The organism is Ramlibacter humi (genome assembly GCF_004681975.1).
Lineage (GTDB): Bacteria > Pseudomonadota > Gammaproteobacteria > Burkholderiales > Burkholderiaceae_C > Ramlibacter > Ramlibacter humi.
Map to the genome: position 1 here is coordinate 719274 of NZ_SMLK01000001.1, position 12433 is coordinate 731706.

Annotated in this window: 12 protein-coding genes; 7 read left to right on the top strand and 5 right to left on the bottom strand. The window is 68.1% G+C overall.

Features of this window, described 5'->3' with window-relative positions:
* Positions 1-3 precede the first annotated feature (3 nt).
* From EZ216_RS03265 to EZ216_RS03285, 5 genes are read right to left on the bottom strand one after another with little or no spacing between them, the layout of a single operon-like run.
* A complete protein-coding gene (locus EZ216_RS03265) occupies positions 4-783 on the bottom strand; it encodes a peptidylprolyl isomerase (RefSeq protein WP_135248133.1) in 780 nt (259 codons plus the stop codon).
* 40 nt (positions 784-823) lie between these two features.
* Complete coding sequence (locus EZ216_RS03270; RefSeq protein WP_135248134.1) at positions 824-1090, bottom strand: BolA family protein; 267 nt, start codon at positions 1088-1090, stop codon at positions 824-826.
* Positions 1087-1641: a septation protein A gene (locus tag EZ216_RS03275; protein WP_135248135.1), complete on the bottom strand. Its 555-nt coding sequence runs from the start codon at positions 1639-1641 to the stop codon at positions 1087-1089. Before EZ216_RS03275 ends, EZ216_RS03270 begins: the two co-directional genes overlap by 4 nt.
* On the bottom strand, positions 1638-2045 hold the full coding sequence (msrB, locus tag EZ216_RS03280) for a peptide-methionine (R)-S-oxide reductase MsrB (RefSeq protein ID WP_135248136.1): 408 nt from the start codon (positions 2043-2045) through the stop codon (positions 1638-1640). Before msrB ends, EZ216_RS03275 begins: the two co-directional genes overlap by 4 nt.
* Positions 2042-3532: a protein adenylyltransferase SelO gene (locus EZ216_RS03285; protein WP_135248137.1), complete on the bottom strand. Its 1491-nt coding sequence runs from the start codon at positions 3530-3532 to the stop codon at positions 2042-2044. Before EZ216_RS03285 ends, msrB begins: the two co-directional genes overlap by 4 nt.
* Before the next feature lie 282 nt (positions 3533-3814).
* Here EZ216_RS03285 and EZ216_RS03290 point away from each other — a divergent pair, with 282 nt between their 5' ends.
* The 7 genes from EZ216_RS03290 (at position 3815) to EZ216_RS03320 (ending at position 12393) form a co-directional block, all read left to right on the top strand.
* A complete protein-coding gene (locus EZ216_RS03290; RefSeq protein WP_135248138.1) occupies positions 3815-4093 on the top strand; it encodes a hypothetical protein in 279 nt (92 codons plus the stop codon).
* Entirely contained in the window at positions 4054-4482 is a 429-nt protein-coding gene (locus EZ216_RS03295; protein ID WP_239024259.1) for an N-acyl amino acid synthase FeeM domain-containing protein, read from the top strand. The genes EZ216_RS03290 and EZ216_RS03295 overlap by 40 nt, the downstream gene beginning before the upstream one ends.
* 1 nt (position 4483) lies before the next feature.
* Positions 4484-6973 carry an ATP-binding response regulator gene (locus EZ216_RS21950; RefSeq protein ID WP_135248139.1) on the top strand — a complete coding sequence of 830 codons (2490 nt, stop codon included), beginning with the start codon at positions 4484-4486 and terminating at the stop codon, positions 6971-6973.
* 11 nt (positions 6974-6984) lie between these two features.
* Entirely contained in the window at positions 6985-8130 is a 1146-nt protein-coding gene (locus EZ216_RS03305) for a hybrid sensor histidine kinase/response regulator (RefSeq protein WP_135248140.1), read from the top strand.
* A gap of 98 nt (positions 8131-8228) precedes the next feature.
* Complete coding sequence (locus EZ216_RS03310) at positions 8229-9857, top strand: 3-(methylthio)propionyl-CoA ligase (RefSeq protein WP_135248141.1); 1629 nt, start codon at positions 8229-8231, stop codon at positions 9855-9857.
* A gap of 133 nt (positions 9858-9990) precedes the next feature.
* Positions 9991-11319 (top strand): branched-chain amino acid ABC transporter substrate-binding protein, encoded by a 1329-nt coding sequence (locus EZ216_RS03315; RefSeq protein ID WP_135248142.1) that lies wholly within the window; start codon positions 9991-9993, stop codon positions 11317-11319.
* Positions 11320-11439: 120 nt separating this feature from the next.
* Complete coding sequence (locus EZ216_RS03320) at positions 11440-12393, top strand: branched-chain amino acid ABC transporter permease (protein WP_135248143.1); 954 nt, start codon at positions 11440-11442, stop codon at positions 12391-12393.
* Positions 12394-12433: the final 40 nt, after the last annotated feature.

Consider the following 12433-nt stretch of genomic DNA (forward strand, 5'->3'; position numbering starts at 1 on the left):
TCCTTATTCGACTTTGGCGCTCTTGCGCAGGTCTTCCTGGAATTTCGCCAGCTTCTGCTGCTGCAGCGACTGCGCGACCTGCGGCTTCACTTCTTCCAGCTTGGGCAGCTGCGCTTCGCGCACGTCGTCCAGGCGGATGATGTGGTAGCCGAACTGGGTCTTCACCGGTTCCGGCGTGGTCTGGCCCTTGTTCAGCTTGATCATGGCCTGCGAGAACTCGGGCACGTAGCTGGCCGCGTTGGCCCAGTCCAGGTCGCCGCCGTTGGCGCCCGACCCCGGGTCCTTGGACTGCTTCTTGGCGATGTCCTCGAACTTCGCGCCCTTCTTCAGGTCGGCGATGATCTTCTTGGCCTGCGCTTCGTCGGCCACCAGGATGTGGCGGGCCTTGTATTCCTTGCCGCCGTTGGCCGCGACGAACTTGTCGTATTCGGCCTTGATCTCTTCGTCGGTGACCGGGTTCTTCTTCTGGTAGTCGGCGAACAGCTCGCGGATCAGCAGCGCCTGGCGCGCCAGCTCCATCTGGTTCTTGTAGTCGTCGGTGGCGTCCAGGCCGCGCTTCTGCGCTTCCTGCATGAAGACTTCGCGCGCGATGACTTCGTCCTTCAGCTGGTCGGTCACTTCGGGCGTGATGGGCCGGCCCGTCTTCGCGAGCTGCGCGGCCAGCGCGTCGACACGCGCCTTGGGAACCGGCTTGCCGTTGACGACGGCCACGTTCTGGGCCAGCGCCGGCAGGGCGGCGCACAGGGTGGCGGCGGCCACGGCCGCGAGCAGGTGCTTTTTCATGGGAATCCCTCTCGTGAGGTCAGACGGAAAGCGGGGAGGACTAGGGGGTTTCGATGGCCAGGGCGTGCAGCCCGGCGTCGATGTACTCGCGCAGCGCATCATACACAAGCCGGTGCCGGGCCACCCTGGAGCGCCCTTCGAACAGCGGCGAGTCGATGCGCACGCGAAAGTGGGTGCCGAAGCCGGTTCCATCGGCGCCCGCGTGGCCCGCGTGCTGGTAGCTCTCGTCGAGCACCTCCACGCGCGAAGGCGACAGCTTTTCCTGCAGCCGGACGCGCAGGGCGTCGGCGGTGATGCCGGTGCTCAAGGGTTGCCGCCCTCGGCCGGGTCGGGGTCCTTCACCAGCCTGCTCATGTACACGGCCTGGGCGATGACGAACACCACCATCAGCCCGAACAGGCCGAACACCTTGAAGTTCACCCACGCCTGCTCGCTGAAGTTCATCGCCACCCAGAGGTTCAGCGCGCCCATCGCGGCGAAGAAGCCGCACCAGCTCCAGGTGAGCACCTTCCAGGCAGCGTCGGGCAGCTCCATCTGGCTGCCCATCGCCGACTTCAGCAGGTTGCGCTTGAGCACCAGCTGGCCGAAAGCCAGGACCGCGGCGAAGCACCAGTACAGGATTGACGGCTTCCACTTGATGAACAGCGGGTCGTGCAGCGCGATGGTGGCGCCGCCGAAGACGACGATCACCGCCAGGCTGAGCCACTGCATTGGCTCCACCTTGCCGGTGGACCAGCGCAGGTACGCGATCTGCGCGATGGTGGCGGCGATGGCCACGCCGGTGGCCACCCAGATGTCCCACAGCTTGTAGGCGACGAAGAAGACCGCGATGGGCGCGAAGTCGATGAGGATCTTCATTCGGGCGTGAACTCCAGCGAAGCCGAATTCATGCAGTAGCGCAGGCCGGTGGGCGTGGGGCCGTCGGGGAACACGTGGCCCAGGTGGGCCCCGCACTGGGCGCAGACCGTTTCGGTGCGCACCATGCCGTGGCTGGTGTCGCGGATCTCCTTGATCGCGCCGGGCACCGCCTGCGAGAAACTGGGCCAGCCGCAGCCGGCGTCGAACTTCGTGCCGGAGTCGAACAGCTTGGCGCCGCAGCAGATGCAGTGGTAGCTGCCGTCGGCCCACACGCGTTCGTACTTGCCGGAGAAGGGCCTCTCGGTTGCCGCGTGGCGCGTCACCTCGAAGGCGCCGCGCTCCGCGCCTTTCTCGGCGAGCAGCGCCTTCCACTCGGCGTCGGTTTTCTGGATCGGGTAAGTCATGAGGAGCAGCTGATCTCGATGTTCGATGCCCAGTCGGGCGGGAAGCCGGCCATGTCTTCGTGTTCGGGATGCTCGTCGAAGGGGGCGTGGAGGACTTTCAGGAGATTGGCGACTGGGCCGAAATCCTTTTCCTTCGCGCGCCGGATCGCCAGCTCGGCCAAGTGGTTTCGAAGCACGAACTTGGGGTTGGTTCCCAGCATTTCGAGCCCCGCCGCCGCGCGGTCCGCCGGCAGGCGGGCGGCGTAGTCTAGCCACCAGGCGTCGAAGGCCGTACGGTCGAGGAAGAGATCCCGCACCGCATCGTTGGAGCCGCCCGCCACCGCGTGCGAAAGACGGCGCCAGAAGATCGTCCAGTCCACTTTGTCCTGGGCCAGCAGCTTGAGCGCGCGCTCGATCAGGTCGCGGTCAGCGTCCTGGACATCGCCCAGGCCGAGCTTGGCGCTCATGCGTTTTTGCAGTTCGCGCGGGAAGACGGTCTTGTACGGCTCCAGCGCGGCCAGTGTGAGCTCCTCGCTGCCGATCAGCGGGTAGAGCGCCTGGCCCAGGCAGAACAGGTTCCAGTAGGCGACGTTGGGCTGCCGGTTGTACGCGTAGCGGCCGGTCTCGTCGCTGTGGTTGCAGATGTGGTTGGGATCGAAGGCGTCGAGAAACTGGAACGGGCCGTAGTCGATGGTCAGGCCCAGGATGCTCATGTTGTCGGTGTTCATCACGCCGTGGCAGAAGCCCGCCGCCTGCCACTGCGCCACCATCGCCGCCGTGCGTTCGCACACCTGTTCCAGCAGGTTGGCGTAGGGGTTGCCCGCGAACTTCTCGGAAGCGCGGCAGTGCGGATAGAAGCGGTCGATGACGTAGTCGGCCAGCTGGCGAAGTTCGGCGTCCTGCTCGCGCGAGGCGAAGTGCTCGAAGTGCCCGAAGCGGATGAAGCTGGGCGCGACGCGGATCACCACCGCGGCGGTCTCCATTTCCTCGCGCCGCACCGGCGCATCGGACCCGGCGACGCTCAATGCGCGAGTGGTCGGCACGCGCAGGCCGTGCATCGCCTCGGAGCCGAGGAATTCGCGGATGCTCGAGCGCAGCACGGCCCGCCCGTCGCCCATGCGCGAGTAGGGCGTGCGGCCGCTGCCCTTGTATTGCAGTTCCATCGGGCCGGACGGCGTTTCCAGTTCGCCCAGCAGCAGGGCCCGGCCGTCGCCCAGCTGCCCGGCCCAGACGCCGAACTGGTGGCCGCTGTAGACGCTGGCCAGCGGGCGGGTGCCGGTGACTGGTAGCGAGGCGGCCAGCGCACGCACCCCTTCGTGGCCCGCAAGCAACTCTTCAGGAAGCCCCAGCGTTCGAGCCAGCGGACGGTTCAGGCCGACGAGGTAAGGCGCGGGCAAAGGGGCCGGCGGCAGCTCCGTGTAGAACGAAGGGCCCAAACCGGCGAAGCCATCGCGCCAGGCGACGCCCAGATCCAGCGCGCCGGGCGGCGCCTCGATGACGGAATCCATGCCCCGATTGTCCGTCGGCGCGGGAGCCCCCTGGCATTTAAGGCAATGGCTTATTGGCAGGAAGCGCGGATGACCAAATAATGGTTGGGCAGTTCCTGCGGCCCACGGCCGCGCAGGGAGGACTCGACAGGCACCGATGCGGGGTTCGCATACCCCCGTGGCCGCGACAAGACCGCCAAAGGCGGCAGACGGCCTGGCTATCGCGACAAGCGCCACCGCGGACGAATCGCGTCCGCGCGCAGCAGCGCATTCCTTCATCGACTTTTCCAGGGACTGACCCTCATGCTGTCAACCGTGCTTCACACGCCCATGCCCCGCGCGGGCCTGGCCCAATTGCCGCCTGCCGCCTTCGAGCCCGAAGCCGCCGGCACCCGCGACATCGCCGTCGAAGACCTCACCATCCGCCGCCTGCAAAAGCAGTACGAGATCCGCGAGCTGGCGCAGCTGCGCGGCCAGATCGACCTGAAGGCGGCCACTTCGGTGGACCCGCATTTCGCCACCCGCGAAAAAAAAGAGACGAATTGGGCCTGGTCTTCGCTTTCGAACTGCATGACCGCCTGATCGGCACCATCCGCCTGGTCCCCCTGGGCCACGGCCTCACCCTCACCGAGCAATTGCTCAGCATCTCCGATCCCCAGGCGATGTCCCGCTGGCCCCAGGCCTGGGACGCCGGACGGCTGGTCGTCGCGCCCGAATACCGGGTCGGCCAGGACGTCCTCAAGCGCTGCCTGCACCTCACATTGACCGACCTGCTGGAGCACGCCGACGTGCGGCACCTGGCCGGTTCCTGCACCCATATCCTCAGCCGCCTGTACCGCCGCTTCGGTTTCTCGCTGTTCGCGCGCGACGTGCTGCTGCCCGGGACCGAGAAAACCTATTGCCTGATCCACGGCGAAGTTGGCCGCGTGCGCGAGGCGCTCGCGCCCGCCGCCGAGGCGGTGGAAGCCTGACATGAACGCCTTGCGCCGGCTCTGGTCGCACTACGCGGCCCACGCGGACTACATGCGCCACATCCCGAAGGCGGTGGGCATGGTGGGCGCGATCGCATTTCCGCTCTTCTACGCGCTGCACGAAGTGCGCGGCACCAAGGACTACGACAGCGCCTGGCTGCGTGGCACCGCCGCGCTCCTGTGCCTGGGCCTGGCATTGCGCGACCGCTGGCCCGAGCGCTGGCGCGGCTGGTACGTACCCTGGTCGTACGCCACCTACCTGTACTGCCTGCCGTTCTTCAACGTGTACCTGGCACTCAAGAACGGCGGCGGTTCCGTGGGCGTCGCCAACACGTTCATGGCGGTGTTCTTCCTGGTCCTGCTGAGCGACTGGCGCAACACCGTCGTCATGACCGCGCTGGGCGCGGCCGGCGCGGTGCTCACCTATTTCGCTACCACGCCCGACCCGGCCATGCCGGTGGACTACCTGGGCCGCCTGCCGACGCTGATCCTCATCGTGGTGGGCGGCAATGCGTTCAAGCTCTCCGAAAAGCAGATCCAGGCCGAGCGCCTGGATGCGGCCACCGCGCTGGCCGGCTCGGTCGCGCACGAGATGCGCAACCCGCTGGGTCAACTGCGCCACAGCCTGGGCGCCATCCAGCGCGCGCTGCCCGCACCGGGCCCGGCCGGGCAGCTGACTTCGCTGTCGCCGCAGGAGGTCGATACGCTCTACGCGCAGCTGGCCAACGGCGAACGCGCCATCGAACGGGGCCTGCAGGTCATCGCGATGACGCTGGACGAGCTGGCCGCCAAGCCGCTGGACGCCGCCAACTTCGACCTGCTGTCGGCGTCCGAGGTGGCGCACAAGGCGGTGGACGAGTACGGCTACGAGTCGGAAGAGGCCCGCGCGCACGTGGAAGTGCACGTGCTGGAGGACTTCCATTTCCGCGGCGAGGAGACCGCCTACCTCTTCGTCCTGTTCAACCTGGTCAAGAACGCGTTGTATTACCTCGGGCCGAACCCCGGCACGCGCGTGACCGTCACCGTGGGCGGCCGCCGCATCCGCGTGCGCGACAACGGCCCCGGCATCGCGCCGGACGTGCTGCCCACGCTGTTCGAGCCTTTCCGCACGGTCGGCAAGGCGGGCGGCACGGGCCTGGGCCTGTCGTACTGCCGGCGCGTGATGCGCGCCTTCGGCGGCGACATCCGCTGCGAATCGGTGCAGAGTTCCTTCACCGAATTCGCCATGGAGTTTCCGCCGGTGGGCGAGGAAGCCATGCGCGAGCACCGCGACAAGGTGCTGCAGGCGGCACGCGCGCTGCTCGAAGGCAAGCGGCTGCTGCTGGTGGAGGACGACGCGGCGCAGCGCCTGACCACGCGGCACAAGCTGCGCCCCCTGGGCCTGGCCATCGACGAGGCGGCCGATGGCCAGCAGGCGCTGCAGCTGCTTTCGCAGCACGCCTACGACCTGGTGCTGCTCGACCTGAACATGCCCGTGCTGGACGGCTACCAGCTGGCGCAGCGGCTGCGGCTGGGCCAGGTGCCCGCCAACCGCTACGTGCGCATCGTGGCGCACACCAGCGAGCCGCCGCACCTGGCGCGGGTGAAGACGCAGCGCGCCGGCATGGACGGCTTCGTCGGCAAGCCTTCGGCGCAACTCATGCTGGTGCAGGCACTGCACAAGGCGCTGGAACAGCGCAGCGCGGCGGCACCGGCCGGCGCCCGCCCGCTGGCCGGCCGCCGCGTGCTGCTGGCCGACGACAGCGCCTACAACCGCCGCGCCGTCTCCGCCTACCTGCGCGATGCGGGGGCCGAAGTCGCCGAGGTCGATCACGGGCGTGCCGTGCTGCAGGCGCTGGAAGCGGGCCCCGCGTTCGACGCGGTGCTGCTGGACCTGAACATGCCCGGCATGGGCGGGCTGGAAACCACGGGAGCGATCCGCGCCAGTGGCCAGCCCTGGGCGAGCGTCCCCGTCGTGGCGCTCACCGCTCATTCCGATGCACCCGCCGTGCAATCCGCCCGCGAGGCCGGCATGAACGGCTTCCTGGTGAAGCCGGTCGAGGCCCGCCCGCTTTGCGAAACGCTCGAGACGCTGTTGCGTGGCGATGAGGCTGCGGCCACGCCCGTGACGCCACCTCCCGCGCCGCAGCAGGGCGAAGGCCCGCTCCTCAACGAAGCCCGCCTCGAAAGTTACCGGCGCCTGGGCCTGCTGCAGGAACTGCTGGAAGACTACCTCCCCGAATTGCAGCGGCTGGTGGGCGTGCTGGAAGAAACCGTCGCGCGCGGCGATCTCGCGCAGGCGCAGGACGTGCTGCATTCGCTGCTCGGCATGAGCGGCGAGGCCGGCGCGCTGGCGCTGTACCAGCGGGTGCGCCGGGTGTATGTTCCCGTGCTCGAGGAGGGCCGCTGGCCGCCGGCGGGCGAATGGGCGCAGGTTCGCGTCCTGGCCGATCGCACCGACCAGGCCCTGCGCGAGTACGGCGCGCGCCACGCCCCGGCCGATCCCGCATGACGATGGACCCGATGCAGAACATCGCCCAAGCCATCCTGTTCGTCGACGACGAGGTGCCGTCGCGCAAGTGGTTCGCGCGCTGCTTCGGCGGCGAGTTCCAGGTGGCCACCGCGGCCAGCGCCGACGACGCGCTGGCCATCCTGGCCGAGCGCGGCGACGAGTTCGCGGCGCTGGTCACCGACTACCGCATGCCCGAGCAGGACGGCATGAAGCTGCTGCGCCGCGTGCAGCGCGACCACCGCCACATCGTCCGCCTGCTGGCGACCGCGTACGCGGAGAAGGATGTCGCCATCGCCGCCGTCAACCAGGGCAAGGTGCTGCGCATCCTGGAAAAGCCGCTGGAGGACGAGCCCACGCGCGAAGCCTTGCGCGAGGCGCTGGCGGTGTACCGCGCGCAGGCGCTGGAACGCGCGATGAACGAGGGCCGCGCCGCCACGCTGCGCGAAACGCTGGGCTTTCTCGCGCACGAGCTGAACACGCCGCTGTCCACCGTGCGCGGGCTGGTCAGCACCGTCGCCGCACGCCACGTCGGCGGCGGCGAGGGCCTGGCGCGCTTCGAGGAGCTGCAACCCGGCGAGCTGCTGGCCGCGCTGGAGAGGGCCGAGCGCCGCGCGCAGTACTGCCAGTCGCTGGTCGCCACCTTCCTGCAATCGGCGCGCGACGCCTATCCCGGCGCGGCCCCGCAGACCGTCAGCGCCAGTTCGCTGGTGGACGCGCTGCTCAACGAGTTTCCGTTCGAGGAGGGCGAGCGTGCCTGGGTGGAAAGGCGCGTGCAGGCCGACTTCCGGCTGCCGGGCCGGCGCGACCTGTTGTACCTCGTGCTGTGCACGTTGGCCAAGAATGCGGTGCAGGTGCTGCGCGGCCATCCGCACCCGCACCTGGTGGTGGAAGCCGGCTGCGAGGACACGCCCGCCGGCCCGCGCGGCTGGATCCGCTTCGCCGACAACGGGCCGGGCATCCCGCCCGACGTGCTGGAGCTCCTCACGCGCGCGCCCGTCACCACCAAGGGCAACGGGGGCAGCGGCATGGGCCTGATGTTCTGCCAGCGCGTGATGCAGGCCGCGGGCGGCTCGGTGCAGGTGGTGTCGGCCGAAGGGCAGGGCACCACGATCACGCTCGCGTTCGAACGCGGCGTGCAGCCCGCCGCCGCGGGCTGACCCTTCTGCCACGCTCGGGAATCGGGGCCTTCGCGGCCCCGTTCGGCTTTAGCATCGGCGGTTCCACAACAACCACAGCCGTACCCAGGAGACAACCCATGCTCGGCCTGATGCAAAGCCAACCCCTCTCGATCTCGTCGCTGATCGAGTTCGCCGAGCGCCACCACGGCGCCGGCGAGATCGTGTCTCGCCGGGTGGAGGGCGACATCCACCGCTACACGTGGCGCGACGTGGCGCGGCGCGCACGCCAGGTGGCGCGCGCGCTGGACGCCGGCAGCTTCCTTTTCTCCGACCGCATCGCCACGCTGGCCTGGAACGGCTACCGCCACCTGGAGCTGTACTTCGGCGTTTCCGGTTCGGGCCGCGTGCTGCACACCATCAACCCGCGCCTGCACCCGGACCAGGTGGCCTGGATCGCCAACCACGCCGAAGACCAGGTGCTGTGCTTCGACGCCACCTTCCTGCCCATCGTGCAGGCCATCCACGCGCGCTGCCCCGGCATCCGCCAGTACGTGATGCTGTGCGACCCGGGCAAGGTGCCGGCGGACAGCGGCATCCCCAACCTGGTCTCGTACGAGGACTGGATCGGCGGCCAGCCCACCGACTACGAATGGCCGAGCTTCGACGAGAACTCGGCTTCGAGCATGTGCTACACGAGCGGCACCACCGGCAACCCCAAGGCCGCGCTCTACAGCCACCGCTCGACCATCCTGCACGCGTACGCCGCCGCGCTGCCCGACGTCATGGCGCTGTCCGCGCGCGACTCCGTGCTGCCGGTCGTGCCCATGTTCCACGTCAACGCGTGGGGCATTCCGTATTCGGCCGCGCTCACCGGCTGCAAGCTGGTGTTCCCCGGCCCGGCGCTGGACGGCAAGTCCGTGTACGAGCTGATGGAAAGCGAGAAGGTCACCTTCGCCGCCGGCGTGCCCACCGTGTGGCAGATGCTGCTGGGCCACCTGAAGCCGGGCAACCTGCGCTTCTCGACGCTGAAGCGCACGGTCATCGGCGGCTCGGCCTGCCCGCCGGCCATGATCCACGCGTTCAGCGAGGACTACGGCGTGGACGTGCTGCACGCCTGGGGCATGACCGAGATGAGCCCGCTGGGCACGCTGTGCACGCTGAAGAACAAGCACCTGGCGATGTCCCCGGACGAGCAGATGAAGATCCGCCTGAAGCAGGGTCGCGCGATCTACGGCGTCGACATGAAGATCGTGGGCGACGACGGCCAGGAAAAGCCGTGGGACGGCAAGGCGTACGGCGACCTGTACGTGAAGGGGCCGTGGATCGTGCGCGAGTACTTCAAGGGCGAGGGCGGCAACCCGCTGGTGGACGGCTGGTTCCCTACCGGCGACGTGGCCACCATCGACGAGGACGGCTACATGCAGATCACCGACCGCAGCAAGGACGTGATCAAGTCCGGCGGCGAGTGGATCAGCTCCATCGACATCGAGAACATCGCGATGGCGCACCCGGCCGTGCAGATGGCCGCCTGCGTGGGCATGCCGCACCCGAAGTGGGACGAAAGGCCGATCGTCGCCGTGGTGAAGAAGCCCGGCGCCGAGGTCACGCGCGAGGAACTGCTCAAGTTCTACGAGGGCAAGATCGCCAAATGGCAGGTGCCGGACGACGTGGTGTTCGTCGATGCCATCCCGCTGGGCGCGACGGGCAAGATGCTCAAGACCCGCCTGCGCGAAATGCTGAAGGACTACAGGCTGCCCAGCGCTTGACCGCGGTCGCGCACCAAAGGTGCGCGTGTCGCTTCGGCGATAGGGGTGTCACTGCTTACGGGCATTCCCTGACCGTGCACTGCACAAAAAAATGTACCCTGCGCGCATTCCAAATCACGACAGGAGACAAGCGATGAAAGTGTCGTTCAGGCAAGTGACGGTGGCAGCGGCGCTGGTGGTGGGGGCCGGTTTCGCGTTCGCGCAGGCACCCGCGAAGCCCGCCTCTGCGCCCGCTGCCAAGGCTGCTCCCGTGGCCGCAGCCAAGCCGGCCGCGGCCCCCGCTGCCGCCGGCGCGCTCGCCGGCCAGACGGTGCGAATCGCCTTCATGGACCCGCTGTCGGGTCCGTTCGCCAACGTCGGCCAGAACCAGCTCAAGAGCTGGCAGTACGCCGCCGAGCACTTCTCCGGTGCCAAGAACCCGGCCGGCGTGAAGTTCGAGGTGGTCGGCTTCGACAACAAGGGCTCGCCGCAGGAAAGCCTGAACACGCTGAAGGCCGCCATCGACCAGGGCTTCCGCTACATCACGCAGGGCAACGGCTCGGGCGCCGGCCTGGCGCTGGAAGACGCCGTCGCCAAGCACAACGAGCGCAACCCGGGCAAGGAACTGATCTACCTGAACTACGCCGCGGTGGATCCGTCCATGACCAACGAGAAGTGCGACTACTGGCACTTCCGCCTGGACGCCGACACCTCCATGAAGATGGAGGCGCTGACCACCTTCATGAAGGACCAGCCCAAGGTCAAGAGCGTCTACCTGATCAACCAGAACTACTCGCACGGCCACCAGGTCGCCAAGTACTTCAAGGACGCCATGGCGCGCAAGCGCCCCGACGTGAAGATCGCCGGCGAGGACCTCACGCCCATCGGCCAGGTCAAGGACTTCTCGCCCTACGTCGCCAAGATCAAGCAGTCGGGCGCCGACAGCATCGTCACCGGCAACTGGGGCCAGGACCTCACGCTGCTGGTCAAGGCGCTGAACGACGCCGGCCTGAAGATCCCGATGTACACCTACTACGCCGGCGTGACCGGCACGCCCACGGCGCTGGCCGCCGGCGGCGACAGCGAGGTGTACGTCGTGGCCTATGGCCACGCCAACCACACCGGCGAACTGGGCCAGATGGGTGCCGAGTTCCACAAGAAGTTCAACGACGACTACTACACCTACGCCACCTACAACGGCATCCAGCTGCTGGGCGCCGCTATGGCCAAGGCCGGCTCCGCCGATCCGGTGAAGGTCGCCAAGGCGATGGAAGGCCTGTCGATCAAGAGCTTCGCCGGCGACGTGACCATGCGCGCTTCCGACCACCAGCTGCAGCAGGCGATGTTCATCACCAAGTGGCAGAAGGCCAAGAAGGGTGACTACCGCGTCGAGAACACCGACTACACGTTCGTGCCGGTCAAGCAGTTCGACCCGTACGTGTCCAGCACGCCGACCAGCTGCCAGATGAAGCGCCCGGGCTGAACGCCCGGATGACCCGCGGCCCGCGCCGCATGACTTCGCCTTCGGCTCAATGACGAATGACGGGGTCATGCGGCGCAGCCGCGTCATAGGCGCGCGAGGCGCGTAGTCATTCGTCATCGGATCCGCATGGAGTTCTTCACCATCTCGCTCCTGAACGGCATCAGCTACGGGCTGCTGCTGTTCATGCTGAGCTCCGGCCTCACGCTGATCTTCAGCATGATGGGCGTGCTCAACTTCGCCCACGCCAGCTTCTACATGCTGGGCGCGTACTTCGCGTACAGCACCACGCAGCTGGTCGGCTACTGGCCGGCGCTGTTCGTCGCGCCCCTGCTGGTGGGGGCGCTGGGCGCCGGCTTCGAGCGCGCGTGCCTGCGCCGCGTGCACAAGTTCGGCCACGTGCCCGAGCTGCTCATCACCTTCGGCCTGTCGTTCATCGTGCTGGAGATGGTGCAGCTGGTGTGGGGCACCAGCTCGGTGGATTACCGCGTGCCGGCATTGCTGTCCGGCCCGCTCTTCACGCTGTACGGCACGCAGTTCCCGATGTACCGCGGCTTCATGATGCTGGTGGCGCTGCTCATGCTGGTGGCCATCTGGCTGCTTCTCACGCGCACGCGCATCGGCCTGGTCATCCAGGCGGCGCTCACCCATCCGGAAACGGTGGAAGCGCTGGGCCACAACGTGCCGCGCGTGTTCATGCTGGTGTTCGGCGGCGGTGCCGCGCTGGCCGGCCTGGCTGGCGTGATCGGGGGCAACGCCTTCGTCACCGAACCGGGCATGGCGGCGACGGTGGGTTCGGTCATCTTCGTGGTGGTGGTGGTCGGCGGGATGGGCTCGCTGGCCGGCGCCTTCGTCGCCTCGCTGGCCATCGGCATCATCCAGACCTTCGCGGTGGGCATCGACGCTTCCCTGATGGGCGCGGCGCAATCCGCCGGCCTGGGCATCACGCCGTCCACCTTCGGCTACCCGCTGTGGAAGCTGAAGATCAGCCAGATCGCGCCGATCCTGCCGTACCTGTTCCTCGTGCTGATCCTGGTGTTCCGCCCCAAGGGCCTGCTGGGCACGCGGGAGGGCTAATCATGTCGTCCACCTTGACCGATCCGTCTTCCTCCGCGGC

What these genes read in the sequence shown, in the direction of transcription:
- EZ216_RS03265 (WP_135248133.1), bottom strand. Translation starts at nt 783, where the DNA reads ATGAAAAAGCACCTGCTCGCGGCCGTGGCCGCCGCCACCCTGTGCGCC.
- EZ216_RS03275 (WP_135248135.1), bottom strand. Translation starts at nt 1,641, where the DNA reads ATGAAGATCCTCATCGACTTCGCGCCCATCGCGGTCTTCTTCGTCGCC.
- msrB (WP_135248136.1), bottom strand. Translation starts at nt 2,045, where the DNA reads ATGACTTACCCGATCCAGAAAACCGACGCCGAGTGGAAGGCGCTGCTC.
- EZ216_RS03285 (WP_135248137.1), bottom strand. Translation starts at nt 3,532, where the DNA reads ATGGATTCCGTCATCGAGGCGCCGCCCGGCGCGCTGGATCTGGGCGTC.
- EZ216_RS03290 (WP_135248138.1), top strand. Translation starts at nt 3,815, where the DNA reads ATGCTGTCAACCGTGCTTCACACGCCCATGCCCCGCGCGGGCCTGGCC.
- EZ216_RS21950 (WP_135248139.1), top strand. Translation starts at nt 4,484, where the DNA reads ATGAACGCCTTGCGCCGGCTCTGGTCGCACTACGCGGCCCACGCGGAC.
- EZ216_RS03305 (WP_135248140.1), top strand. Translation starts at nt 6,985, where the DNA reads ATGCAGAACATCGCCCAAGCCATCCTGTTCGTCGACGACGAGGTGCCG.
- EZ216_RS03310 (WP_135248141.1), top strand. Translation starts at nt 8,229, where the DNA reads ATGCTCGGCCTGATGCAAAGCCAACCCCTCTCGATCTCGTCGCTGATC.
- EZ216_RS03315 (WP_135248142.1), top strand. Translation starts at nt 9,991, where the DNA reads ATGAAAGTGTCGTTCAGGCAAGTGACGGTGGCAGCGGCGCTGGTGGTG.